The sequence below is a fragment of the Microbacterium sp. NPDC077663 genome (assembly GCF_044542795.1).
Lineage (GTDB): Bacteria > Actinomycetota > Actinomycetes > Actinomycetales > Microbacteriaceae > Microbacterium.
The window spans coordinates 908,454-932,233 of sequence record NZ_JBITVE010000002.1; the positions used below are offsets into that span (position 1 = coordinate 908,454).

Annotated in this window: 21 protein-coding genes, 3 tRNA genes and 1 pseudogene; 8 read left to right on the forward strand and 17 right to left on the reverse strand. The window is 67.9% G+C overall.

All coding sequences use genetic code 11. The features are described from left to right. Positions 1 to 12: 12 nt before the first annotated feature. From ACIGEP_RS11870 to ACIGEP_RS11880, 3 genes are read right to left on the reverse strand one after another with little or no spacing between them, the layout of a single operon-like run. Entirely contained in the window at positions 13 to 1,707 is a 1,695-nt protein-coding gene (locus ACIGEP_RS11870) for an aldehyde dehydrogenase family protein (protein ID WP_396661823.1), read from the reverse strand. Positions 1,708 to 1,726: 19 nt separating this feature from the next. Beyond that, positions 1,727 to 1,987 carry a glutaredoxin family protein gene (locus tag ACIGEP_RS11875; protein WP_396661824.1) on the reverse strand — a complete coding sequence of 87 codons (261 nt, stop codon included), beginning with the start codon at positions 1,985 to 1,987 and terminating at the stop codon, positions 1,727 to 1,729. Beyond that, positions 1,987 to 3,120, reverse strand: a complete 1,134-nt coding sequence (locus tag ACIGEP_RS11880) for a glycosyltransferase (protein WP_396661825.1) — start codon at positions 3,118 to 3,120, stop codon at positions 1,987 to 1,989. The genes ACIGEP_RS11875 and ACIGEP_RS11880 overlap by 1 nt, the downstream gene beginning before the upstream one ends. Before the next feature lie 180 nt (positions 3,121 to 3,300). Here ACIGEP_RS11880 and ACIGEP_RS11885 point away from each other — a divergent pair, with 180 nt between their 5' ends. Both ACIGEP_RS11885 and ACIGEP_RS11890 read left to right on the forward strand, forming a co-directional pair. Further along, positions 3,301 to 3,852 (forward strand): HdeD family acid-resistance protein, encoded by a 552-nt coding sequence (locus tag ACIGEP_RS11885; protein WP_396661826.1) that lies wholly within the window; start codon positions 3,301 to 3,303, stop codon positions 3,850 to 3,852. 21 nt (positions 3,853 to 3,873) lie between these two features. Further along, a complete protein-coding gene (locus ACIGEP_RS11890) occupies positions 3,874 to 4,701 on the forward strand; it encodes a hypothetical protein (RefSeq protein ID WP_396661827.1) in 828 nt (275 codons plus the stop codon). Positions 4,702 to 4,705: 4 nt separating this feature from the next. Here ACIGEP_RS11890 and ACIGEP_RS11895 read toward each other — a convergent pair whose 3' ends face one another. The 6 genes from ACIGEP_RS11895 to ACIGEP_RS11920 form a co-directional block, all read right to left on the reverse strand. Further along, positions 4,706 to 5,554 (reverse strand): NAD-dependent epimerase/dehydratase family protein, encoded by an 849-nt coding sequence (locus ACIGEP_RS11895; RefSeq protein WP_396661828.1) that lies wholly within the window; start codon positions 5,552 to 5,554, stop codon positions 4,706 to 4,708. A 37-nt stretch (positions 5,555 to 5,591) separates the two neighbouring features. Next, positions 5,592 to 5,915 carry a hypothetical protein gene (locus ACIGEP_RS11900; RefSeq protein ID WP_396661829.1) on the reverse strand — a complete coding sequence of 108 codons (324 nt, stop codon included), beginning with the start codon at positions 5,913 to 5,915 and terminating at the stop codon, positions 5,592 to 5,594. Next, complete coding sequence (gene arr / locus ACIGEP_RS11905; protein WP_396661830.1) at positions 5,915 to 6,322, reverse strand: NAD(+)--rifampin ADP-ribosyltransferase; 408 nt, start codon at positions 6,320 to 6,322, stop codon at positions 5,915 to 5,917. The genes ACIGEP_RS11900 and arr overlap by 1 nt, the downstream gene beginning before the upstream one ends. Before the next feature lie 22 nt (positions 6,323 to 6,344). Then, on the reverse strand, positions 6,345 to 7,589 hold the full coding sequence (locus ACIGEP_RS11910; RefSeq protein ID WP_396661831.1) for an alpha-hydroxy-acid oxidizing protein: 1,245 nt from the start codon (positions 7,587 to 7,589) through the stop codon (positions 6,345 to 6,347). A 41-nt stretch (positions 7,590 to 7,630) separates the two neighbouring features. Continuing rightward, entirely contained in the window at positions 7,631 to 9,673 is a 2,043-nt protein-coding gene (locus ACIGEP_RS11915; protein WP_396661832.1) for a bifunctional aldolase/short-chain dehydrogenase, read from the reverse strand. A gap of 61 nt (positions 9,674 to 9,734) precedes the next feature. Further along, positions 9,735 to 10,487 (reverse strand): DeoR/GlpR family DNA-binding transcription regulator, encoded by a 753-nt coding sequence (locus ACIGEP_RS11920; protein ID WP_396661833.1) that lies wholly within the window; start codon positions 10,485 to 10,487, stop codon positions 9,735 to 9,737. 51 nt (positions 10,488 to 10,538) lie between these two features. Here ACIGEP_RS11920 and ACIGEP_RS11925 point away from each other — a divergent pair, with 51 nt between their 5' ends. Next, entirely contained in the window at positions 10,539 to 10,673 is a 135-nt protein-coding gene (locus tag ACIGEP_RS11925; protein WP_396661834.1) for a hypothetical protein, read from the forward strand. A gap of 3 nt (positions 10,674 to 10,676) precedes the next feature. On the opposite strand, the gene ACIGEP_RS11930 is transcribed toward ACIGEP_RS11925, so the two are convergent. Continuing rightward, positions 10,677 to 11,273, reverse strand: a complete 597-nt coding sequence (locus ACIGEP_RS11930; RefSeq protein WP_396661835.1) for a class I SAM-dependent methyltransferase — start codon at positions 11,271 to 11,273, stop codon at positions 10,677 to 10,679. 35 nt (positions 11,274 to 11,308) lie between these two features. Here ACIGEP_RS11930 and ACIGEP_RS11935 point away from each other — a divergent pair, with 35 nt between their 5' ends. After that, on the forward strand, positions 11,309 to 12,061 hold the full coding sequence (locus tag ACIGEP_RS11935) for an MBL fold metallo-hydrolase (RefSeq protein ID WP_396661836.1): 753 nt from the start codon (positions 11,309 to 11,311) through the stop codon (positions 12,059 to 12,061). 240 nt (positions 12,062 to 12,301) lie between these two features. Here ACIGEP_RS11935 and ACIGEP_RS11940 read toward each other — a convergent pair. The 6 genes and pseudogenes from ACIGEP_RS11940 to ACIGEP_RS11965 all read right to left on the reverse strand — a co-directional run bounded on the left by ACIGEP_RS11940 (position 12,302) and on the right by ACIGEP_RS11965 (position 17,669). Further along, positions 12,302 to 13,533, reverse strand: a pseudogene (locus tag ACIGEP_RS11940) (type II toxin-antitoxin system HipA family toxin). Further along, on the reverse strand, positions 13,530 to 15,203 hold the full coding sequence (locus ACIGEP_RS11945; RefSeq protein WP_396661837.1) for a DUF262 domain-containing protein: 1,674 nt from the start codon (positions 15,201 to 15,203) through the stop codon (positions 13,530 to 13,532). Before ACIGEP_RS11945 ends, ACIGEP_RS11940 begins: the two are co-directional and overlap by 4 nt. Before the next feature lie 1,047 nt (positions 15,204 to 16,250). Then, positions 16,251 to 16,697, reverse strand: coding sequence for a hypothetical protein (locus ACIGEP_RS11950; protein ID WP_396661838.1), 447 nt, complete (start codon positions 16,695 to 16,697; stop codon positions 16,251 to 16,253). Positions 16,698 to 17,360: 663 nt separating this feature from the next. Next, positions 17,361 to 17,433: transfer RNA gene (locus tag ACIGEP_RS11955), tRNA-Phe, on the reverse strand. A gap of 68 nt (positions 17,434 to 17,501) precedes the next feature. After that, positions 17,502 to 17,575: transfer RNA gene (locus tag ACIGEP_RS11960), tRNA-Asp, on the reverse strand. 21 nt (positions 17,576 to 17,596) lie between these two features. After that, positions 17,597 to 17,669: transfer RNA gene (locus ACIGEP_RS11965), tRNA-Glu, on the reverse strand. 210 nt (positions 17,670 to 17,879) lie between these two features. On the opposite strand from ACIGEP_RS11965, the gene ACIGEP_RS11970 reads away from it, so the two are divergent. Next, positions 17,880 to 19,334 carry a M23 family metallopeptidase gene (locus ACIGEP_RS11970; RefSeq protein WP_396661839.1) on the forward strand — a complete coding sequence of 485 codons (1,455 nt, stop codon included), beginning with the start codon at positions 17,880 to 17,882 and terminating at the stop codon, positions 19,332 to 19,334. A 66-nt stretch (positions 19,335 to 19,400) separates the two neighbouring features. Here the strand turns inward: ACIGEP_RS11970 and ACIGEP_RS11975 are convergent, their stop codons facing one another. Beyond that, positions 19,401 to 19,934: an inorganic diphosphatase gene (locus ACIGEP_RS11975; RefSeq protein WP_396661840.1), complete on the reverse strand. Its 534-nt coding sequence runs from the start codon at positions 19,932 to 19,934 to the stop codon at positions 19,401 to 19,403. A gap of 182 nt (positions 19,935 to 20,116) precedes the next feature. Between ACIGEP_RS11975 and tilS the strand changes: the two genes are divergently transcribed. The 3 genes from tilS to ftsH all read left to right on the forward strand — a co-directional run bounded on the left by tilS (position 20,117) and on the right by ftsH (position 23,779). Further along, a complete protein-coding gene (gene tilS / locus ACIGEP_RS11980; protein WP_396661841.1) occupies positions 20,117 to 21,145 on the forward strand; it encodes a tRNA lysidine(34) synthetase TilS in 1,029 nt (342 codons plus the stop codon). Positions 21,146 to 21,154: 9 nt separating this feature from the next. Continuing rightward, positions 21,155 to 21,706: a hypoxanthine phosphoribosyltransferase gene (hpt, locus tag ACIGEP_RS11985; RefSeq protein WP_396661842.1), complete on the forward strand. Its 552-nt coding sequence runs from the start codon at positions 21,155 to 21,157 to the stop codon at positions 21,704 to 21,706. Between the two features lie 69 nt (positions 21,707 to 21,775). Then, positions 21,776 to 23,779: an ATP-dependent zinc metalloprotease FtsH gene (gene ftsH, locus ACIGEP_RS11990; protein ID WP_396661843.1), complete on the forward strand. Its 2,004-nt coding sequence runs from the start codon at positions 21,776 to 21,778 to the stop codon at positions 23,777 to 23,779. Position 23,780: the final 1 nt, after the last annotated feature.

Below are 23,780 nucleotides of genomic sequence, written 5' to 3' on the forward strand. Positions count from 1 at the left end.
TGGCGCGTCGCGTCAGGCGCCGAATGCCCGGAAGAGCGTGACCAGCAGCGGCACGATCCGTCCGTCCATGCGGAAGCGTGCGAAGCCCTCCGACACGGCCCGCCCGGTGCGGGAGGTGACGAACCACGGCGGCTTCGGCAGCACCGAGAACCGCCCCCGGCCGAGCGAGCGGGGGAACGGCCGGAACGGTCCGCGGACGACGGTGCGCTCCACCCGGTCGAGCAGCAGCGCATTGTGGACGACGCCGATGCCGCTGGGCGCGTCCTCGACCGTCCCGCCCGGGTAGGCGCCCCAGGTGGCGGTCGGTGTCAGGAAGCCGAACGCGGTCCACGCGTTCACGGCGACGGTGCCGTACCGCAGCCGCGCGATCGCGTCGTCGAACCCCGTGCCGAGACCGGCCAGGGTGGCCGGGTCGACGAGGACGTTCGCCCCGAGGGTCCCGGTCAGCCGCTCGTTGGCGTGCGTGATCGCGGCGTCGAGGAAGGCGGCACCGGTGCCCGGCAGGTCGACGACGCCCAGGACCGGAGCGAAGTACTCGGTGGTTTCGACCTCGCCGCCGCCGGTGACCAGCGCGCGCGTGTCGTCGGCGAACCAGACGGCGTCGGGGTACGCCTCGCCGACCCGGCGCAGACGATCCGCCGCGTGCGGGTACCAGACGGGTCGTCGCGGCGCCCGCGCCAGAGCCCGACGCAGCTCGCGCAGGAACTCCTCGCGCTGCTCCCACTCGCGGCTGAGCAGCACGACCTGCCCCGCGATGCAGTTGTGCCCGCTGTTGTGCAGGCGCATCGTCGCGACGTGCTCGGCCTGGAAGCGCAGGTCCGCCGCCGCCCACCGCCCCGGCACGACGACGATCGGCGAGACCCCGCCGAGCTCCGCGGTGATCGGCACGCGCAGCCGGTCGTCGCCCGCACCGACGATGGCCCGGAAGGTGGCCTCCGACCCGGTGATGTGGACGTGGTCGATCCCGGGATGCCGCGTGAGGTAGGCGCCGACATCGCCGCCCCCGCTCGTCACGGCGACGAACCCACGGCGGATCAGCGGTGCGAAGACGCGCTCGAAGACGGGGACGAGCGCGTCCTGCGTCGGGTTCACCTTCAGCAGGACGACGCGACCTTCGGCCAGCAGCTCGTAGAGGACGTCGAGGAACGGGATGGAGGTCACGTTCCCGGCACCGAGGACGAGTCCGACGCCGCCGGCACGGTGCGGATGTCGCGACGCGAGGCCCGCGGCATCCCTCGCCTCGTGCGGCGTGACGCCCGGCTGCAACCACACCTCGGTGGTGTACCCCGACAGCAGTAGGCGGTCCGAGGCCCGCAGCGGCGAGGAGTGCACGACGGTGCGCCCTCCGGGGCCGGTGCCGGTGCGGACGCCCGCGAGAGGGCTCCGTCCCCGGGCGAGGGCGTCGAGGCTGTCGGCGTAGGCGTCGAGTGCGACGATCGCGGCATACGGCCCCGCGAGCCACTCCTCGCCGGCGAGCGGATGCCGCGGGTCGAGGCCCTTGCTCTCGGCGGCGACGCGCGCCCAGTCCTCGGCCGCTGCTCCCACGGACGAGCGGATCTCGCGGAGGAGGTCGCGGCGGGCCGCGGCCGTGAGATCGCGCCAGGCCGCGGACCCGGTGCGCAGGCGCTCGAGCGCGGCGTCCAGGGTGGCTCGGGTGTCGGCGTCGGGGGAGAGGTCCCGTGGGGTGGCCGGTGACGTCGTCGTCATCGTCGTGGGGCGGGTGGACTCAGATGAGCGAGAGCTCGCGGAGCTTGGCCGCGACGTCGTCGTTGCTCGGCTCGACGTGGTGCGTGGCGTCGGGGTACACGACGACGGGGATGTTGGTGCGCCCCGAGATCTCGCGGGCGACGTCGGCGGCGTCGGGCTCCGCTTCGAGGTCGACGTAGCGGTAGTCGATGCCGAGGCCGTCGAGCTGCGCCTTCGTGCGGCGGCAGTCGCGGCACCAATCGGCGCCGAACATCGTGATCTGAGCGGACGTGTCGGTCATCACTCCAGGGTACGCCTGCCCGCGGTGGCGGGCGCGGCGTCGGGGTGCGGGGCGCCTCGCCCCGACCTGCGGGGCGCGTAGACGACGAGGGCGTGGAAGACGAAGCGCAGCACGAAGGCGGCGACGAGGGTGAGCGCGGCGGCGAGGACCGCGGGGATGTGCGCCCCCTCGACGAGGATCGACAGGACCGGGATGCGGATCACGGCCTCGAGTCCGTTGAAGCTGAACGACTTCAGGAACCGGGTGAGCATGCGCCCCGATTCGGAGCGCATGTCGGCGAAGACGAGGTACTCGAGCAGCAGGAAGTTCGTGATGATTGTCACGACGCTCGCGACGACCGCCGCCGGGACGTAATCCATCCCCAGGCGGATGAGTCCCCACATGATCACCAGGTTGGCGATGGCGCCGAATCCGCCGACGAGGGCGAACGCCGACATCCGTCCGAAGCGCAGCATCGCCAGCTGCGTGAGGAAGCGGACCCCCTGCGTGAAGGTCGCCTTCGACGTGCCGGCGTGACGCTGGGCGAAGTCGAAGGGAATCTCGTCGACGCGCAGCTGGCGACGGGCGAGCACCTCGAGCAGGATCTTGAACCCCCGGGGGCGCAGGGCCTCGACGTCGACGGCCTGGGTGTCGAGCAGGAAGAACCCGGTCATGGGGTCGGAGCAGTTCGCGAGCTTGCGCGGGAACATCGCCTTGGTGAGGGCCGTCGACGCCCGCGAGACGGCGGTGCGCGTCGCGTCGGCGAGTCCCTTCGAGGTCCCGCCCGACGCGTAGCGCGACGCGACGACGACGTCGACGTCTCCCTGCTCGGCGCGGTCGATGAGTCGCGGGATGTCTTCGGGCGGATGCTGGAGGTCACCGTCCATCACCAGGCACCACCGCGAGGTCGCCGCCTGGAACCCGGCGACGACCGCGCCGCCCAGGCCGGCGACGGGGTCTGCCCGGTGGATCAGCCGCACGGGGAACGGCGACGTCCGGGCCGCGTCCGCGATGATGTCGGGGGTGTCGTCGGTCGAGTCGTCGACGAAGATCACTTCGAACACGCGGTCGGTGAGGGCGTCCTCGATGCGCCGCAGCAGTTCGACGACGTTCGGACCTTCGTTGAAGGTCGGAACGATGATCGACAGATCCATGATGGGGCTCGCGATGCTCGGCGGGCACGGGTGACGTCCCAGCCTAGCCGCGCCCGGGGCGCCCCGACTGAGGATGTCCCCGGTGAACGTCCTGCACCCGCTGGGGGAGGGCTCGTCATGCGCCTTGTCGGCCCCGAGGCGCGGGGCTAGCCTGGCCGCATCGGGCGAGGGGAGAGCGGGATGAGCGTGCAGGGGTCGGTGCGGACGGTCGTCGGTGGCATCCGCGGGGCGTTGTTGATCGGCGGTGTGCTGGCGATCGTGGTCGGCATCCTGATCCTGGTCTGGCCGGGGAAGACGGCGATGGTCGTCGCGGGGATCATCGCCGCATGGGCGGTCCTCGCGGGGGTCGTGAACCTCGCGATCGGTGTGCTGTCGCGCACGGCGGGCTCCTGGGCCCGCGTGGGACACATCGCGCTCGGGCTGATCTTCGTCGTCGGCGGGGTGGTGGCCTTCTCGAACCTCGGGCTCGCCGCCGAGACGCTGGCGACGTTCCTCGGGGCGCTGGTCGGCATCCTGTGGATCGTCGAGGGGGTCGTCGCCCTCACGACGCTGCGGGGGACGCGCTCGCGCGGCTGGACGATCGCGTTCGCCGTTCTGAGCCTCGTCGCCGGTGTCGTCATCCTCTTCGCCCCGATCTGGGGCGCGCTCGTCCTCTGGCTGTGGATGGGTGTCTCGCTCATCCTTCTCGGCGCGATCCAGCTCGTCCGCGCCGCTCGGCTGCGCACGCGCTGAGCCCTCTGCTAGACAGGGGGGATGATCTGGGGGGATGCCGGCGCGAGGCGCCCGAGCAGAGTGTGGACTGGTGTCACGCTCGCCGCGGCGGCGGTGGTCCTGGCGGGATGCGCCTCGACAGCGGGAGTCGCGAGCATCGCTCAGACACCCGAGGCCAGCCCTCCGGTGATCCCCGAGGCGACCCCCGTGGCGGCGCCGGCTGCCGATGCGATGCTCGGCGAGCAGACCCTGACCGGTGTCGGTCCACGGTTCGAGGAGAAGATCGCGCTCACCGTGCCGGGGGGCACGCGCACGGTACGGGTGGATCTGACCTGCGGCGCCGAGTCCCGCTTCACCGCGGAGCTGGGCGACGCGATGATGCTCGGGCAGGCGCCGCTGTCGGGCGTCTGCGAGGGGTCTCGGACCCTCGCATGGCCGTGGGTCGCGCAGTCTGCGCCGGCCCTGTCGCTGTGGGTCGAGCCGGATGTCGAATGGACCGCGGTCGTGACCTACTCGCCTGAGGCGTTCGCCCAGGACGAGGTGCTCGTCGAGGAGTGTGCGGCGTACTCGCAGATCCACAGCCAGGTGACGAACGCCGACGACGGGTACGGCTTCTACGCCGCCTTCGGCGCCGACGAATGGAATGCACGCCTGGATGCCGCGGCCCGGGCGGCGGAGGTTCTCGCCGCCTCGTCGCAGACCGCCCTGGCGGATGAGTTCGCCGCCGTGCAGGTCGTGCTCATGGAGCGCTCACCCATCCCCGGCGGGATGACGGAGGTGCAGGAGTACTGGGAGACCCAGCGTCCCATCGCCGAGGCCTGCGCCTGGAACCACAGTGAGATCGTGGTGCACGCCGAGTTCGGCGGCTGAGCGCTCAGCTCACGTGGTCGCGCCAGGAGTGCTGCGGCCGGTAGCCGAGCAGGCGTTGCGCCTTCGCGGTGGAGAACAGCGAGTCGTGCACGCCGAGGTCGCCGCGCGTCTCGACATCTGGGAACACCTCGGCCACCAGGTCGTCGTTCGGCCTGCTCATGACCGTGTCGGCGGCCGCGATGAGGAAGTGGTCGAAGCCGGCGGGCGCGACCTCGAGCGCGCGGGCGATCGCCTGCGCGCCGTCGCGGGCGTCGATGTAGCTCCACAGGTTCCACTTGCGCCGGCGCGCATCGGCGTCGAAGGACGGGAACTCCGCGTAGTCCTCGGGCACCATCACGTTCGAGAACCGCAGCGCGGTGATGGATGCCTCGGGGTACCACCGCGTCAACTGGATCGCGAGCTGCTCCTCGAGGTGCTTCACGAGCGAGTAGACCGATTCCGGTCGTGCGGGGTAGTCCTCGTCGACCGGGATGTACGGAGGTGGCACGTCGAACGGCAGGCCCTGCACGGTCTCGCTCGAGGCGTAGACGATCTTCGTGATCCCGAGCCGCAGCGCCGCCCAGAACACGTTGAACGTGCCCGCGATGTTGTTGTGGAAGGTCGCGATGTCGGAGCGGATGCCGGGGGCCGGGATCGCGGCGAGATGCACGAGGGCGTCGACGCCGTCGTGCTGGTCGCCGACGCCGGTCAGCGCGTCGATCACCTGGCCGTAGTCGGTCAGGCCGACCTGGACGAACCCGGGGCCGCGCTCGCCGCGGACGTCGAACCCGATGACCTGATGACCGGCGGCGGTCAGCTCACGGACGACGACCGTGCCGAGCCTTCCGGAAGATCCTGTGACGGCGATGCGCATCCCGCCAGCATGTCACGCACGCCGGAGGCGAGGGCCGTCACCACCCGTGGGTGTTGAGCCACTCCCGGCGATGGGCGGTCTCGGCATCCGATTCGTCGCGGTCGGACGTGTCGTGCTCGGCGAGGACGCCGTCCTCGAGGGGGATGAAGCGGTGGCAGACGAGGCAGAGGGCACGCCCGTGCGGCCAGCCGTCGCTGAGCGCCGCGGCGGGCTCGCCGGGTTCGCCGGAGCCGGCGCAGCGGGCCGGGTCTGCCGCGGCATCCGTCCACATGATCGTGCGGTGGCGGTGGAGTCCCGGGTGGTCGAGGGGTCGCGTGCAGCGGCGACCGGCGTTGCGGCTGCGGCAGAAGCGGACGGTCATCAGTTGATGATCTCGCCGCCGGATTGCTCGATGGCGGCGATCCGGCGCTTCCAGTCCGCGAGCGCCTCGGGCGCCAGACGGGGGAAGTCGGTGATCTCGCCGACCACGCGCAGGGGTTCGGCGCTGCGGTAGGAGCGGGTGGGGTTGCCAGGGAACTTCTTGTCCGTGACGTTCGGGTCGTCTTCGAACGGTCCGGTCGGCTCGACGATGTACACCCGCGGTTCGGCGTCGCCCGCGGCCAGCTCGGCCGCGAGACCGGCGGGGTCGCGCAGCGCCGTGAAGTAGATGTGGTTCATCACGATCGACGGGCGGTAGTTCGAGGTGCGCCCGGCGGTCAGCAGGTCGCCGATCCGCAGGTCGGCCTTCGTGCCGTGGAAGAAGGGTCCCGTCTCGTCCGCTGCGCTCACCGCGCCAGGGTAGCGCGCAGGGTCAGACGTCGGAACGGGGCATCGGTGCGAGCCGCGTGAGCTGCGTGACGTGGCGCGGCTCGAGTTCGGCGATCGAGGCGACGCCGAGCAGCTTCATGGTGCGCTCGATCTCACTGCGGAGGATCTCGATCGTCTTGTCGACCCCCGCCCGTCCGCCGGCCATCAGGCCGTAGAGGTAGGCGCGGCCGATGAGCGTGAACTTCGCGCCGAGCGCCATCGCGGCGACGATGTCGGCGCCGTTCATGATGCCGGTGTCGACCATGACCGTCGCGTCCTTGCCGACCTCGCGCACCACGGTCGGCAGCAGGTGGAAGGGGATGGGCGCCCGGTCGAGCTGACGCCCGCCGTGGTTGGACAGGATGATGCCGTCGACGCCGTGGTCGATGAGGCGCTTCGAGTCCTCGACGTTCTGCACCCCCTTGATGACGATCTTGCCCGGCCAGATCTCGCGGATGACCTTCAGGTCCTCGTAGCTGATTGTCGGGTCCATCGCCGCGTTGAGCAGGTCCCCGACGGTGCCGCCCGTCGCCGAGAGGGAGGCGAACTCGAGCTTCGGCGTCGTGAGGAAGTCGATCCACCACCACGGGCGGGGGATCGCGTTGACGATCGTGCCCAGGGTCAGCTGGGGTGGGATCGAGAAGCCGTTGCGCTTGTCGCGCAGGCGCGCCCCGGCGACGGGGGTGTCGACGGTGAACTGCAGGGTGTCGAAGCCGGCCTCGGCGGCGCGCTTCGCGAGCCCGTACGAGATCTCGCGGTCGCGCATGACGTACAGCTGGAACCAGTTGCGTCCGTGCGGGTTGGCCGCCTTCACGCCCTCGATCGAGGTCGTACCGAGGGTCGAGAGGGTGAACGGGATGCCGGCGGCCCCCGCCGCTCCCGCGCCTGCGACTTCGCCCTCGGTCTGCATGAGCCGGGTGAAGCCGGTCGGCGCGATGCCGAACGGGAGTGCGGAGGGACCGCCCAGGATCTCGACGGAGGTGTCAACGTTCTCGGCGGGGCGGAGGACGTCGGGGTGGAACTCGACGTCCTCGAACGCCTGACGGGCGCGCGCGAGCGAGGTCTCGCCTTCGGCGGCGCCGTCGGTGTAGTCGAACGCGGCCTTCGGGGTGCGGCGCTTCGCGATCGTCCGCAGGTCGGAGATCGTGTACGCGGCATCCAAACGGCGCTTCGTGCCGTTGAGCTCGGGCTTCTTGAACTGCATGAGCTCGAGCAGCTCGACCGGCTTCGGGAATTGACGCTGCACCATGGTGACCATCCTCCTCTGGAGTGATCCGACGCGGGCCGGGATTAACGCAGGAACGCGGCGGCGACGCCGGAGTCGACGGGGATGTGAAGCCCCGTCGTGCGGGAGAGCTCGGGCCCGGTCAGCACGTAGACCGCGTCGGCGACGTTCTCGGGGACGACCTCGCGCTTGAGGATCGTGCGGTTCGCGTAGAACTGGCCGAGGTCCTCTTCCTTCACGCCGTAGGTCGCGGCGCGGTTGGCGCCCCAGCCGGCGGCGAAGATGCCCGAGCCGCGGACGACGCCATCGGGGTTGATGCCGTTGACGCGCACGCCGTGCTCGCCGAGCTCGACGGCGAGGAGCCGCACCTGGTGGGCCTGGTCGGCCTTGGTCGCGGAGTACGCGATGTTGTTGGGCCCGGCGAAGACGGAGTTCTTCGACGAGATGTAGATGACGTCGCCGCCCATCTTCTGCTCGATGAGCGCCTTCGCGGCCGCCTTCGCGACGAGGAACGAGCCCTTCGCCATGACGTCGTGCTGCAGGTCCCAGTCCTTCTCGGTGGTCTCGAGCAGCGGCTTGGACAGCGAGAGTCCGGCGTTGTTGACGACGAGGTCGATGCCGCCGAAGGCGAGGACGGTCGCATCGATCGCGGCCTGCACACCCGCGGCATCCGCCACGTTCGCGGCGACTCCGATCGCGACGTCCGTTCCGCCGAGCTCGGCCGCGGCGGCCTGTGCCTTCTCGAGGTCGAGGTCGGCGACGACGACGCAGGCGCCCTCGGCGGCGAGCCGCGTGGCGATGGCCTTGCCGATGCCGGATGCCGCTCCCGTGACGAACGCGATGCGCCCCTGATGCGTCTTGGGCTTCGGCATCCGCTGCAGCTTCGCCTCTTCGAGGGCCCAGTACTCGATGCGGAACTTCTCGGCGTCGGAGATGGGGGAGTAGGTCGAGAGGGCCTCGGCGCCGCGCATGACGTTGATGGCGTTCACGTAGAACTCGCCGGCGACGCGGGCGGTCTGCTTGTTCGCGCCGTAGCTGAACATGCCGACGCCGGGGACGAGGACGATGAGCGGGTCGGCGCCGCGGATCGCGGGGGAATCCGCGGTCGCGTGGGCGTCGTAGTACGCCTGGTAGTCGGCGCGGTAGGCCTCGTGGAGTTCGCGCAGGCGCGCGATCGAGTCCTCGACGGACGCCGATGCCGGCAGGTCGAGGATGAGGGGCTTGACCTTGGTGCGCAGGAAGTGGTCGGGGCAGCTCGTGCCGAGCTCGGCGAGCGCGGGCGCCCTCCCGGAGGCGAGGAAGTCGAGGACGACGTCGCTGTCGGTGACGTGGCCGACCATCGGCTTGTCGGCCGAGGCGAGCCCGCGGATGGTGGGCGCGAGGGCGGCGGCCTTCGCGCGGCGCTCTTCCTCGGGCAGCGGCTCGAAGCCGGAGCGGATGCCGCCGAAGGGCTGCGGCGCGCCGTGCTGGTCGATGTACGCCTGCGCGGTCTCGATGATCCAAAGGCTGTTGCGCTCGGACTCCTCGGACGTGTCGCCCCAGGCGGTGATGCCGTGTCCGCCGAGGATGCAGCCGATGGCATCGGGGTTCTCGGCCTTGATCGCCGCGATGTCGAGGCCGAGCTGGAAGCCCGGGCGACGCCACGGCACCCAGGCGATCTTGTCGCCGAAGATCTCGCGGGTGAGCGTCTCGCCGTCGGCGGCGGTCGCGATGGCGATGCCGGCGTCGGGATGCAGGTGGTCGACGTGTGCGGCATCCACCAGTCCGTGCATGGCGGTGTCGATGGAGGGAGCCGCGCCGCCCTTGCCGTGGAGGCAGTAGTCGAAGGCGGCGACCATCTCGTCCTCGCGCTCGACGCCGGGGTAGACGTCGACGAGGGCGCGCATGCGGTCGAGGCGGAGGACGGCGAGGCCCGCTGGCTTCAGCGTGCCGAGGTCGCCTCCGGAGCCCTTGACCCAGAGGAGCTCGACGGGCTCGCCCGTGACGGGGTCGGTGTCGGTTCCCTTGGCGGACGTGTTGCCGCCGGCGTAGTTGGTGACCTTCGGGTCGGAACCGAGGCGGTTGCTGCGCGCGATGAGTTCGGCGGCGGCCGTGGGCGTGGGGGACATCGACTCTCCTGCGAGGCTCAGACGTGAAAGATTTTGTGAAACCTTTCACAATCTAACACGCTCAGCGGATGTCGACCAGATCCCGGAATACGTCGAGGCGGCCGTCGTCCGGATCGAGCTCGGTGATGAGGATGTCGATGTCGGTCCAGCGCAGGGCGCGCGCGACCGCGAGGCGCTCGAGCTTGGAAGAGTCGGCGAGCACCACGGTCTCGCCGGCATTCGCGGCGAGGACGCGTTTGACCTCGGCCTCTTCGAGCGTCGTCTCGCTCGTCCCGAAGGACGGGTCGAGGGCGGCCGCGCTCGTGAAGAAGCGGTCGTAGTGGAAGCGTGCCGCGCTCTCGCACGCCTGCGCGCCGACGAAGCTGCCGGTACGCGGTTCGAGCCGGCCGCCGAGGAGGATCGCGTCAACGGCCGGGCGAGCTTGCGCGGTGCGGAGGTTGTCGTACGAGTTGGTGACGACGAGCAGCTCGTGGCTCTCGTCGAGGGTCGCCAGGAGCGCGCCGACGGTGGAGGAGGCATCCATCGCGGCGGCGCCGCCGCGGGGGAGCAGGTCGTGCGCCTTGCGGGCGATCTCGGCCTTCGCGCCGCCGCGGGCGGCGATGCGCTCGCCGAAGCCCTGCGGCACGATGGCCGCGACAGCGCCGCCGCGCACGCGCCTCGCGAGGCCGTCGCGCACGAGGTCGTCGAGGTCGCGGCGCACCGTCATGACCGAGACCCCGAGTGCATCGGCGGCGGGTTCGAGGCGGATGCTGCCGGACTCGGCCAGCATCTCGACCAGGCGCGACCGCCGTTGGGCACTGAGGAGGGGCGGCATGCGATCAGGGTAGCCGGGCCGGTCTTGTCGCCCCGCGCTTAGGCTCGATCCGTGAGCGAGCGTCCGGCGGTCAGGTGCCCCACCTGCGGCGATCCGCTGCGCTTCGAGATCCTCGACGACGAGCGGTTCACGGTCGCGTGGTCGTGCCTGAACTGCGGACTGGTGCGGGTGACGGAGCCGCCGTGAGGCTCAGTTCCGTCGCTCGGCGATCAGCGCCCCGACGGGTCGTGCGCCGGGTTCGGCGCGGCGGTGAATATCGATGACCTCGAATCGGGCCATTCCGAGAACGCGCTCGAGGTCGCTCGCCTTCCAGCGGTAGGCCCGCACGATGGCGTGGTCGAACGCCTCCGTCTCATCCGCGTCGAAGTAGCCGAGCAGCAGCGACCCACCGGGCCGCAGCACGCGAGCGAACTCGGCGAGCGGAACCGCGATGTCGCTCGGCTCGTGGTGGATCGTCGAAAACCAAGCGAGGATGCCGCCGATCGCGGCATCCGGTTCGTCGATCGACTCGATGCTCCCGACGTCGAACCGGGTGCCGGGGTGGGTCGCACGGGCGTGGTCGATGAAGTCCGGCACAAGGTCGATCCCGCGGATGTCGGCTCCGCGCTCCGCCAGATGCTGCGTCCAGTGCCCCGGTCCGCACCCTGCGTCGATGAGCGGACCGGATGCCGCGGCTGCCCACATCTCGATGAGATGGCGATCCGCGTCGTGCATCAGACGCACGGTTCCGAGGGCGTCGACGTACTCCGTCGCCCGGTTCGTGTAGGCGGCGGTCGTGCGAGTCATCCTGTGAGGCTATCGATGCGTGAGACGATCCCGGGGTGAAGATCACCCAGGTCCGCAACGCCACCCTGCTGCTCGAGGTGGGCGGCGTCCGCGTCCTCGTCGATCCCATGCTGGGGACGAAGGGGTCACAGCCCGGCTTCGCCAGCGCTCGCCGCAACCCGCTCGTCGACCTCGTCGTGCCTCTCGCTGACCTGCTCGACCCCGACATCGTGGTCGTGACCCACACGCATTCCGATCACTGGGATGCCGCTGCCGCCGCTCTCCTGTCACGCGGGGTTCCCGCGCTCGTCCAGCACGCAGCGGATGCGGCTGTCCTCGAAAAGGCGGGCTTCACGCAGGTGACCGCCCTCGACGAGCCGACGACGATGAAGGGCGTGATGTTCACACGCACGGGCGGTCTGCATGGGTCGGAGGCGACCGTCGCCGCCGCCCGGCTCGGCGAGGTCATGGGTGTCGTGATCGCACGCGCCGGTGAGCCGACGCTGTACATCGCCGGCGACACCGTCTATCACCCGGCAGTCGAGCAGGCGATTGCCGCACACCGACCGGATATCGTCATCCTCAACACGGGGGAAGCTGTTCTGCCGGGCCTCGATCCGATCCTCATGGGGGCGGAGGACGTCGTTCGCGTGCACCGCCTCGCGCCGGACGCGCGCGTGATCGCCGTGCACATGGAGGCTCTCGATCACTGCACCGTCAGCCGCAACGACGTGCGCGCGACGGCCGAAGCGCACGGGATCTCAGAGCTCGTCGATGTCCCTGAGGACGGTGAGACGCTGAGTGTCTGAGATGTCCGCGCCCGGGAAAAGCAAAACCCCCGCCATGTAGAAGCTAGGCGAGGGTTTCTGGGACCGTTGTAACGACGGTCCGTGTGGCTCCGACGGGCGTCGATCCCGTGACCTCACGATTTTCAGTTGTATGCGAGGGTTCTATGGGTTGTCACAAGTGCTCGTTTGCTGCGTGATTCCGCGGAGGTTGTGCTCGTTGATGGGGGCTGGGTCTGGATGGTTGCAGCCGGGTTCCCGGCCCTACCCTTGGCTCATGGGCCGGGGGCGGAGGCGAGACATCATCCGTGGCGCGTTCTCGTCGATCCACTCTCGCGCATGTTCAGGAAAGCGGTCCCGATCTGCACCAGTCCAGGCGTCGTGAAACCGATCGATAGTCTCGTCCAGGACGTCAAGAACGTCCTCCGGCTGCACCCGCAACAAAGACTGCAGCCGCACGAAATCTGAGCGTGAGGCGCGACCAGGCAGCCTGCTGCCGCCGAGCTTTAGTCCCAGATCGTCTGGAGCTGTCGCTTTGTAGTAGCCGGCTGTCGAAACGATGTCGTACGCGGGGGATATCTCCGGGCGACGACCATCACGATAGATAAGCGACCAGTTCTTGAGATGCGCGTCCCCGTTTCCAACCAGCAGGTTGAACGCGAGCCTCCTGATGAACTCGTGAAGCGACTTCCGTCCTGACCTCGATAAACAAGAGCGCCAACGGTCTCGAATGACCCTTGATACTTCTGGTGTGGGTACAGCCCGCGGACCTGCGCCAAGTCTTCTATGTGGACTCGTCGGCCATCCGGTGTGCGGTCAAAGCGCGCGATTGCGTATGCGAAATCTTCGTGGCCTGGCCACATGACGTCTGGGACTGGAGGTAGTTCATCACGGTGAATGAGTTCTATCTCGGGACAGTCGATGCCGAGATTCCTCGCGAGGCTCATCGTCGCAAACTCATTCACAGGTACGTCGCGGTAGAAGGCGTCGGGGAACTTCACGATCCAGTCTCCGAGCTGATTTGCAGCGGGGATGCTCAGCCGGTCCCCACGTCGCAGCATCGAGAACTTCAGTCCGACGCCAGCAAGAGAGAACTTCCAGGGCGATTGTTCTGTGAGTGCATCGTGCTGTGTGAGCGGAACCCCGATCTCGTCGACACTGACTTCGTCCGCGAACGGTGTCACCGCGACGGCGCCGGGCAGATCCTGCCCAATTTGGAGTAGAAGCTGTAGCTCACGATCGACGCTTACTCCTCGATCGTGCGCAATCCAGTTTCGGAGCGGGCCTTCCGGGAGAAGGTTCGAGAACCACGGCGGCAGACGCAACGCGGCCTGCGGCGACTGGCGGGGATTGTTGTCAAACCAAAGTCCCAGAACGTTTCGTTCCGGGTCCTCCCAGTACGTTGAGTCGAAGACGAACCTGGCTACATCCCCTCGCTGTAGGAGGGACCCGATACGGTTGCCAATGAGCTCGACTGAATGGGCAGCGGTGATCACGGTGCAGCCGACGGCTCCTCGATTAAGACAACATCCTCGTCGCTCGACTCCTCTTCGATGTCATCGAAGTCGAGCGACTCAAGCGGTGGCGTCATCTCCAGGCCAGCGCCTGTTCTTTCCGCAACGAATCGCCCAAGATGCTGTGCCAGGATGGTCGCGCGGCGCTCGAGAAACTCGTCCGTCCGCCCCCGTGCCAACTGGTCCAACATCTCGACGTCGAGTAGATGAGAGGACAAGCCTTCCTCGGTCATGTTTTCGAGGAACGAAGTCCTGTCGACGACTGCCAGTACTCGGTTTGCCGCGTTCGTTGCCGAAACTCGGGAGACAAGCTCGAGGGCTACGTCTCGCGCCGAGGGTTCTGCATCGAGCGCGGTAGCAAGGTCGCCATGAGTGAGTGCCTGACCAGTGGCCGGATTTAATGGCTGCAGGGACCAGAGAGCACCGAGTACCAGCTTTCCCGACGATTTGTTGGTTCTGAATGCCGTAACGCTGGGCACGGAAGGCCCACGTCCAGTCTCCGTCGCGTGAAGCAGTCGCTGCACGCTGGCATCCTCGTCGCCCGGCTGGACGAGGTTCGCGAGCGAGCGGATGTTGGATGTCGAGCCGGTGTATCCCAGCGGCTCCGAGAACGTGGTGGACCGCCAAACCCAACGCGAGAGTAGCTCGAGATTTCGAGGAGCGGGGGAGGGGAAATGCGCGAAGAACCGTGCCAGCACGAGCAAGTGGAACCTAAACGGTACGAATGTGCTGTGTGGAATCCCGGCGTCAGATTGCAAGAATCGCACGACATGAAATAAGGACTCCTCGCCCCGGCGATACGCATCCGCCTGAGTATCGGTCGAGAAGCTGACTGCGGCCTCGCGGTCACCGCTGAACTCGGAGCGAACATTACGGGTCAAATCGGGGTGACGTACCACGAGTATGGCTTGATAATTCGTTTGATCCGGAAGTCTGCCGAACTCGGTGCGAGTGTCCAGACGGTCGGCGATCGCAGACATCGACAGTCCGTCAGTTGAACCGCTTCCGGCGCCATGGATGGCGTCAAAGATTTCTGAACCGCGGAGTCGCTTGCCGGCAGAGTTGATCCGATCGAAAATGTCGCGCAGGAGAGCTTCGTCGCCCTCTTCGATCACTGAGGCCGACACTTCGACATCGCGGAGAAGACCAGTCAATCTCTGAATCTCGTCCGCATAGTCAGCTGCATCAGGATTCTCCCTCAGCCATGCAAACGCTCGTCCGAGATCAAATAGATCGGGGAGCGGTATTGCCAGACCCTCTTTTATATCCCGAGTCAGAGCGAACCTGCGCCTGGGCAGAACGTAAGAGATGGCGAATCGCTCATCCTGAGCGGCTTCGGGATCGACAGCGTTCACAAGGCTTGTGATGCGTTGCTGCCCGTCGATCACCCAGAGAGCGTCAGGACGCGCCTTAGCCTCGATCTCCAACGCTCCGATTGTCAAGAGACCTTTCGGAGCCTCGCGTCGCCACAGAAGCATTCCGCCGAACGGGTAGCCGCGAAGGATGCTGTCGAACAAGGCTAGAACGTCACTTGCAGCCCATCGAAACGAGCGCTGAAACTCTGGAATTCGAATCTGACCGGACCGCACGAGCGCGGCAAGGTCCTGGATCCGAAAGTCCTGATTTCGTGAGGTCGTGGCCTGGTCAGTCACTGCGTCCCTTTCGCTGATGCAGAACAGTGTGACACTTTCAGCCGACACCAGCGCGGGGGGCGGCAGCGACGCGCCGACGCCGAGGACCGCCCGGACCGCAGCGCAGCGAGGACCGGACGGACCGGAGTGCGGCGGTGCGTCACCAGCCGGCCGGAGGTCGGCCTTGAACGAGTAAAGAAAGTTCTCACAGCTGCTCGTCGGATGGAGAACTGCGTGCGGCGGTCGGAGTTCCGGGGAAGACGAGTGGGCCGACTTCGATCCCTGTAGGGGCACCGAGGCTTATGTCGATGATGCTCCGCGCTCGCTCGGGGGTCAGCGATGCAAATGCCGAAGTCAGGTGCTCGACGGTTGCCTCTCCATCGATTAGCGCGCGGACTGAGTCCTCTACTTGATCCGTGTAGCGGCGGATTAGGCCTTGAGTAGATGTGTTCTGCGCCTCGGCGATGGCGCCCACGCGCGGGCGCGGCTGGTGGATCTTGTGCGCGTATGCACTGAGTGCGCTGCGAAGGTCTCGAGATGCCGCCTGCACGCGCTCCGTAGCCTCGAGGGCGGTGACCAACCTGGGCTCCGCGTCCCCGACATCGCGCGGCCAAGGGATGCTGACCAACCTGTCTTCGCCTGCTCGGACTTCCTCGGTAAACGCGCGGACTAGCGCGACAAAGGGTTCTGGGACGCGACCCCAGTTCGGGTGTTGAGCGGCAGGTTCACTGCCGACGCGGTGGTCAGGCATGCCGTAACGCTACCGCACTTGTAACAACCCTGTTGCGCAGCTCGCATACATTCCAGTAACAAACAAATGTTTGACAATGTTGGGAGTTGATGGGATTCTGAGGCCATCAAATTCCAACCGAAAGGACAACACCGTGGCAATCCAGTCAGCACTGCCCCGACGTTCACCCTGAGCTCACCGCGGTTTGAAGGGCTTGGAATGCCCGACGTAAATCTTCGTTCTTGCGCCATCTGAGCCGTGATTTCAGGCGCCTGCGGCGGGTGTGTCGAGACATGGACCGGAGCCGTACGCGATGAGGCCTCGGCTACTGCCGGATCTCAGCCAACGTGGAAGTCTTTGTCTCTTGTCTTGCCGTCTTCAACCCAGCTGACGTTCACCACTGGATCGCTTTCCCCGCCGAACAGTTCCATCGCGAATCGACGAGACTGGCCGCGATGAATAACTGTTGGGTTGCCTCCAGTGATCAACATGACGCCCGATTCCTCGCCTACCGGTCGAATCACGACTTGCTCGGCGTCGACATCGCCTCTGTTCTCGATATCCAACCAGCGTCGGGTCCGATACCGCGGCTTGCCTTTCGAATCGTAATTGTTCAACTCGCGTTCGCTGCCTGGCTGAACGAGCAGATCGACACCTGTCCGAACTCGTTGCTGTGGAGCATTCTCTAGACGCAACTGAGTGAGATCGTGCTCGATCGCCTTCCAGACCTCATGGTTGAGCTGATCGACGTTGCTGAACTCACCCAGTAGGCCCCGTTCTTGCACCGCCTGCCTGAACGCGCGGAGAGCATCGAGCTGCGCTGTGTCGATGTTGCTCGGGAGGGGGCAGTGGAGAAGTAGAGATGTACCGGTTTGCCCATCTCAACCGCCCGATCAATCTCCTCCGCCGTCCCTGAGACTGCGTCGGGCGTGGGCGACCCGAGGCGTCCGCCAAAGAGCGCGAAGACGATGTCGGAGTCATCCACGCCCTGGCCGTTGATGAGCTTCTGGGGGTGACCTCCGAGCAGCGGAACCGACGATGTTTCCCACCGCCATGGAAGGAGGATCACCTGCTTCGTGCGGGCGTTCGCATCGTTCCAGCTGTGGATTGCTCTTTCGACCGCGTCACGTGCGTCGGGGACATCGGACGGCGATGCAATCATCACCCGCAGGACAGTGGCTGAGAAGGACATGAGCAAACAGTAGTCAGTCGCCGCAGCAAGATAGCCCCGACCGGCCCCCGACCGGCCCCCGACCGGCCCAGCACGATGGTGGCAGGGGCGCTTAACCACCCCTGCAGAACGGACGATCGCTACGGGGCTCGATCACCGAACCGGACGCGTACAGGACGGAGCGGCGAGAAAGAGGCCTCTCACCAGGGCAAAGCAAAACCCCCGCCATGTAGAAGCTAGGCGAGGGTTTCTGGGACCGTTGTAACGACGGTCCGTGTGGCTCCGACGGGCGTCGATCCCGTGACCTCACGATTTTCAGTCGTGCGCTCTACCAACTGAGCTACAGAGCCGCATGGCATCAGAGGAGCCATGTCCTAGACGAAGAGCCCTCTGAAAACAAAGGGCTCGTCGCTCGGAGCGACCCTGACGGGACTTGAACCCGCGACCTCCGCCGTGACAGGGCGGCACGCTAACCAACTGCGCTACAGGGCCATGCTTATTAAATTGTGGGAGTGACCCCAACGGGATTCGAACCCGTGCTACCGCCGTGAAAGGGCGGCGTCCTAGGCCGCTAAACGATGGGGCCGAGCGAACCCGGGGGCTCACGCTTACCGAGGGTCAAGCATATGCGATCGCTGACGAATGTGCGAATCGAGGGCGCGCCGGCATCCCTCCGGCCGGGAACAGGGGCACGATGGCGGTGCCCGTCTGCAACTTTCCTGTGACGAATGTGAACAGTGTTGCTACTGTGATGGGCGGATCAGCACGCCATCTGGCCGAGGGAAGGGTGTGTGCAGTGACCGATCTTTCCGAGGCGTCGGACGTCGATTGCGGCTGCGCGCCCACCGCCGACGAGATCCGCTCGTTCTCGTCGCGCATCAGTCGCCGAAACGTCCTCGGGCTCGGTGCACTCGGCGTCGCCGCCGCCTCCACCGGTCTCGGCTTCGCCCTCCCCGCTTTCGCCGCCGTCTCCTACCCCAGCTGGGACGATGTCGAGAAGGCGCGCAGCAACGAAGCCGCCAAGGGCTCTGAGATCACCCGCATCCAGAACCTCATCTCGTCTCTCGAGAACGACGTCGCGGCCAAGCAGGCCGAGGCTGAGCGGCTCGGCGTCGAGTACCAGGACGCCCTGATCGCCTTCGAGGACGCCGCGGCCCGTGCAGACGCGCTGCAGGCCAAAGCCGATGCGGAAGAGGCCCGTGCGAAGGAGTCCGCCGCGAAGCTCGGCGTCCTCGCCGCGCAGCAGTACCGCTCGGGCAAGGGTGACCGCACCCTCGAGCTCTTCTTCTCCGATTCTTCCGCCAGCGCCGACGATCTGCTCGGACGCCTCGGCACGATGGACCGCCTCGTCGACGCCAACCGCGACGTGTACGCCGAAGCCGTCGGTGCCCGAGACAGCGCGAAGAGCCTCGCCGCACAGGCCCAGGTCGCCCGCGACGAGCGCGACAAGCGCAAGGTCGAAGCCGAGCAGAAGATGCAGGCCGCGCAGGATGCCGCGCAGGCCGCCCAAGCCGCCCTCGCCGCTCAGAACGAACACCGCGAGGTGCTCGAGGCACAGCTCGACGCCCTCCGTGACACGACCGCCAAGACCGTCGCCGGATACAAAGCCGGTGTCGAGGCAGAGCGCAAGCGCCGTGAGGAGGCAGCCCGCAAAGCACGCGAGGAAGCCGCCCGCAAGGCGCGCGAAGAAGAGGCCCGTCGCATCGCGGAGGAGAAGCGCCGCCGCGAAGAAGAGGCGAAGAACAACCAGGGCGGCGGATCGAGCGGCGGCTCCTCCGGCGGAGGATCGAGCGGCGGAAGCAGCGGTGGCGGCAGCGGCGGAGTCGTCCAGGCCTCCGGCTGGGTGCGACCCGCGCACGGCTGGATCAGCTCCTGGTTCGGTACCCGCGGCAGCATCTGCACCTCCGGCGGATGCACCGCCAGCGGCCACCGCGGCATCGACTTCGCCAGCTCCTGCGGCTCGCCGATCTACGCCGCCGCATCCGGCACCGTCGTCTTCGCCGGCTACAGCGGCGCCTGGGGCAACTACATCCAGATCCGCCACAGCGACGGAACCGTCACCGGCTACGCGCACATCATCAACGGCGGATACAACGTCGGCTACGGCGACCGCGTCCGCGCCGGCCAGACGATCGCCTACATCGGCAGCACCGGCGCCTCTACCGGCTGCCACCTGCACTTCGAGGTCTACCGCGGCGGCGTCCGCGTCGACCCCGCACCCTTCCTCCGCGCCCGCGGCATCAGCGTCTGACCCCGCTCGCGCAGAAACGACAGAGGGTCGGATGCCGCGCGGCATCCGACCCTCTCTCGTTTCACGTCAGAGCGTGCTCGGGGACTCACCCTCACCCTGCGTGCGGGTCTCACCCTCGTGCTGCTCGAAGCGCTCGAACGCCTCGGCGACGAGGCGCTCGGCCTCGGCGGCGTCCGCCCACTCGTCGACCTTGACCCACTTGCCGGGCTCGAGGTCCTTGTAGTGCTCGAAGAAATGGCCGATCTCGCCCTTGGTCCACTCGTCGATGTCGCCGACGTCCTGGATGTGCGCCCAGCGGGGGTCCTTCGCGAGGACCGCGACGACCTTGTCGTCGCCGCCGGCCTCGTCGCTCATCTTCAGGACGGCGACGGGACGGACCTTGGCCAGCACACCCGGGTAGATGTCGCGGTCGAGGAGGACCAGCACATCGAGCGGGTCGCCGTCTTCGCCGAGCGTGTTCTCGAAGAAGCCGTAGTTCGACGGGTACCCCATGGGGGTGAAGAGAACACGGTCGAGGAAGACGCGGCCCGTGCCGTGGTCGACCTCGTACTTCACGCGGCTGCCGCGCGGGATCTCGATGACGGCGTCGTACGCGCCCATGCCTGTGCTCCTTTGTAAGTCCGGTGGGATGCGGGCATAAGCCTACTTGCGCGGCAGCGCGTGCCGAACGCCGGGTGAACGCTCTGGGGTGGCGGTTCGGGGCGGTTCTGGTGCGGTTTCTCCTGCATTCGGCACGCCTATCGGCGCACGAGCGCTCGGGCGGTCGTCGGTACGGTGGAGCCGTGCCGTCCCTGAACCCCGCCGTCGCCGAGGTCCGCCGTGCCGTCCGCGCCGCCCTGACCGGGCTCCCCCAGGGCGCCGTCGTCATCGTCGGGCTGTCGGGGGGCGCCGACTCGCTGGCACTAGCCGCCGCGGTCGGCTTCGAAGCGCCGAAGCTCGGCCTCCGTGCAGCCTCCGTCACCGTCGACCACGCGCTGCAGGCGGACTCGGCCGAGGTCGCCGCATCCGCGGCCCGCACCGCCGCGGGCCTCGGGCTCGACCCGCTCGTCGTCCGGATCCAGGTCGGCACCGACGGCGGCCCCGAAGCCGCCGCTCGCGCCGCGCGCTACCGCGTGCTCCGGGATGCCGCGCACGATGTCCGTGCCGCGGCGATCCTCGTGGCGCACACCCTCGACGACCAGGCCGAGACGGTGCTGCTGGGTCTTGCGCGCGGATCGGGTGCGGGCAGCCTGCAGGGCATGGCGGCGGCATCCGATCTCGACGGCGTGCCGCTACTGCGCCCGCTCCTCGACGTCCGACGCGCGACGACGCGGGCCGCGTGCGCCGCGCAGGGTCTCGAGCCGTGGGAGGACCCGCACAACGTCGACCCGCTCTACACCCGCGTGCGCGTCCGCGAGCGCGTGCTGCCGGTGCTCGAGGCCGAGCTCGGCCCCGGCATCGCCGAAGCGCTCGCCCGCACGGCTGCGCAGTTGCGGGAGGACGCCGACGCCTTCGATGAGATGATCGACGAGACGATCGAGGACATCGTCGAGCACGCCGAGGCCGGCATCGCGGTCTCGGTCGCCGCCCTCGCCGCCAACCCGCCGGCGCTCCGGCACCGCATCATCCGGCACGTCGTCGCGAGCGAGTTCCACGCGTCGCTGACACGCGCCCAGACCCTCGAGGTGGCGCGGCTGGTGACGGACTGGTCGGGGCAGGGCCCCATCGACCTGCCCGGATGCCGCGCCCGCCGCGCCGGCGCGATGATCGAGTTCACCGGAGCGGATGCCGGGGCCGCCGCTCGATTCCCGGCATCCGATCCCGAACTTTAGACTTCTGCAATGCGCGCAGCCGAGATCGCCGACCAGCTCACCGATGTCCTCGTCACCGAGGAGGAGATCCAGGTCAAGCTCGAAGAGCTCGCCCGCCGCGTCGAGGCCGACTACGAGGGCAAGGACCTGCTGCTCGTCGGCGTCCTGAAGGGCGCGGTCATGGTGATGGCCGACTTCGCCCGTTCGCTCAAGCGTCCGATCGAGATGGACTGGATGGCGGTCTCCTCGTACGGCGCGGGGACCAAGTCCAGCGGCGTCGTGCAGATCCGGAAGGACCTCGACACCGACATCTCGGGCAAGCACGTGCTGATCGTCGAGGACATCATCGACTCGGGTCTGACCCTCAGCTGGCTGCTCGAGAACTTCGCGTCCAGGGGTGCGGCGTCGATCGAGGTGCTCGCGCTGCTGCGCAAGCCCGAAGCAGCCAAGGTCGAGATCGACTGCCGTTACGTCGGATTCGACATCCCCGTCGAGTTCGTCGTCGGATACGGTCTGGACTTCGCGGAGAAGTACCGCAACCTGCGCGACGTGGCGGTCCTCGCGCCCCACGTGTACGCCTGATCGCGCGCGGTACGCCCAAAACGAACGCACAGACCTCGCATAGCGCGGCAGGGGTAGCCTGAACGCACCATGAACGTCAAGAAGCTCTCCCGCAACCCGTTCGTCTACGTGGTGCTCATCGGCGTGCTCTTGATCGTCGGTATGACCCTCATCACCAACCTGACGGGTGCCCGGAGCATCACGACGCAGGAGGGCCTGAAGCTCCTCGGCGGCGACACCGTGACCCAGGCGACCCTGACCGACGGTGACCAGCGTGTCGACCTCACCCTCAGCGAGCCCTTCGAGGGCGCGACGAACGTGCAGTTCTACTACGTCACCGAGCGTGCCGACGCGGTCGTGCAGGCCGTCGACAACGCCGCGCCGAAGGACGGCTACAACGACGTCGTGCCGCAGACGAGCTGGTTCGGCAGCCTCATCTCGATCCTCCTCCCCATCCTCATCCTCGGTCTGCTCTTCTGGTGGCTGCTGTCCAGCGCCCAGGGCGGCGGCAGCAAGGTCATGCAGTTCGGCAAGTCGCGCGCGAAGCTCGTGACGAAGGAGACCCCGACGGTCACCTTCGCCGACGTCGCCGGCTCGGACGAGGCAATCGAGGAGATGCAGGAGATCAAGGACTTCCTGAAGGACCCGGCCAAGTTCCAGGCGGTCGGAGCCCGCATCCCGAAGGGCGTGCTGCTGTACGGCCCTCCTGGAACCGGTAAGACCCTGCTCGCGCGCGCCGTCGCCGGCGAGGCGGGCGTCCCGTTCTACTCGATCTCGGGTTCCGATTTCGTCGAGATGTTCGTGGGTGTCGGCGCGAGCCGCGTGCGCGACCTCTTCAAGGAGGCCAAGGAGAACGCTCCGGCCATCATCTTCATCGACGAGATCGACGCCGTCGGTCGCCACCGTGGCGCCGGCATGGGCGGCGGTCATGACGAGCGTGAGCAGACGCTCAACCAGATGCTCGTCGAGATGGACGGCTTCGACCCGAAGGTCTCGGTGCTCGTCATCGCCGCGACCAACCGCCCCGACATCCTCGACCCGGCGCTCCTGCGTCCGGGCCGCTTCGACCGCCAGATCGGCGTCGACGCGCCCGACCTCAAGGGCCGCCAGCGGATCCTCGAGGTGCACGGTCGCGGCAAGCCGCTCTCGCCCTCCGTCGACCTGGCAGTCATCGCGCGCAAGACGCCGGGCTTCACCGGCGCCGACCTCGCCAACGTCCTCAACGAAGCGGCCCTGCTGACCGCTCGCTCCAATGCGCAGCTGATCGACATGCGCGCCCTCGACGAGGCGATCGACCGTGTCATCGCCGGTCCGCAGCGTCGCACCCGCGTGATGAAGGACAAGGAGAAGCTCATCACGGCGTATCACGAGGGCGGCCACGCCCTGGCCGCCGCTGCGATGAACAACACCGACCCGGTCACGAAGGTCACGATTCTGCCGCGCGGCAAGGCCCTCGGCTACACGATGGTGCTGCCGCTCGACGACAAGTACTCCGTGACCCGCAACGAGCTGCAGGATCAGCTCACCTATGCGATGGGCGGCCGCGTGGCCGAGGAGATCGTCTTCCACGACCCGACCACCGGCGCCTCCAACGACATCGAGAAGGCCACCGGCATCGCCCGCAAGATGGTCACCGAGTACGGTATGACCACCGACGTCGGACCGGTCAAGCTCGGCTCGTCGTCGGGCGAGGTCTTCATGGGACGCGACATGGGCCACGGCCGCGACTTCAGCGAGCGGATCGCGGAGCGCGTCGACGCGCAGGTGCGCGGGCTCATCGAGCAGGCTCACAACGAGGCGTACGAGGTGCTGAACGCGAACCGCGAGATCCTCGACCGCCTCGCCCTCGCGCTCCTCGAGAAGGAGACCCTCGACCACCTGGAGCTGGCCGAGATCTTCAAGGACGTCAAGAAGCTGCCGCCGCGCCCGCAGTGGCTCTCGAGCAGCGAGCGTCCCGTCTCGACCCTGCCTCCGGTCGAGGTCCCGCGTCGCGCCGAGGCTCCGGTGGCGGCGAACACCGAGGCATCGCAGACGGCCGCAGAGTCCTCTCCCGCGCGGCACGCGACGGGGCAGGCTCGACCCGCGACGGCCTGAG

Coding starts and splice junctions, on each gene's coding strand:
- ACIGEP_RS11885 (WP_396661826.1), top strand. CDS start 3,301: ATGAGCGTGCAGGGGTCGGTGCGGACGGTCGTCGGTGGCATCCGCGGG.
- ACIGEP_RS11930 (WP_396661835.1), bottom strand. CDS start 11,273: ATGACTCGCACGACCGCCGCCTACACGAACCGGGCGACGGAGTACGTC.
- ACIGEP_RS11920 (WP_396661833.1), bottom strand. CDS start 10,487: ATGCCGCCCCTCCTCAGTGCCCAACGGCGGTCGCGCCTGGTCGAGATG.
- ACIGEP_RS11890 (WP_396661827.1), top strand. CDS start 3,874: ATGATCTGGGGGGATGCCGGCGCGAGGCGCCCGAGCAGAGTGTGGACT.
- hpt (WP_396661842.1), top strand. CDS start 21,155: ATGCGCGCAGCCGAGATCGCCGACCAGCTCACCGATGTCCTCGTCACC.
- ACIGEP_RS11870 (WP_396661823.1), bottom strand. CDS start 1,707: ATGACGACGACGTCACCGGCCACCCCACGGGACCTCTCCCCCGACGCC.
- ACIGEP_RS11915 (WP_396661832.1), bottom strand. CDS start 9,673: ATGTCCCCCACGCCCACGGCCGCCGCCGAACTCATCGCGCGCAGCAAC.
- ACIGEP_RS11880 (WP_396661825.1), bottom strand. CDS start 3,120: ATGGATCTGTCGATCATCGTTCCGACCTTCAACGAAGGTCCGAACGTC.
- ACIGEP_RS11975 (WP_396661840.1), bottom strand. CDS start 19,934: ATGGGCGCGTACGACGCCGTCATCGAGATCCCGCGCGGCAGCCGCGTG.
- ACIGEP_RS11900 (WP_396661829.1), bottom strand. CDS start 5,915: ATGACCGTCCGCTTCTGCCGCAGCCGCAACGCCGGTCGCCGCTGCACG.
- ACIGEP_RS11875 (WP_396661824.1), bottom strand. CDS start 1,987: ATGACCGACACGTCCGCTCAGATCACGATGTTCGGCGCCGATTGGTGC.
- ftsH (WP_396661843.1), top strand. CDS start 21,776: ATGAACGTCAAGAAGCTCTCCCGCAACCCGTTCGTCTACGTGGTGCTC.
- ACIGEP_RS11895 (WP_396661828.1), bottom strand. CDS start 5,554: ATGCGCATCGCCGTCACAGGATCTTCCGGAAGGCTCGGCACGGTCGTC.
- ACIGEP_RS11910 (WP_396661831.1), bottom strand. CDS start 7,589: ATGGTGCAGCGTCAATTCCCGAAGCCGGTCGAGCTGCTCGAGCTCATG.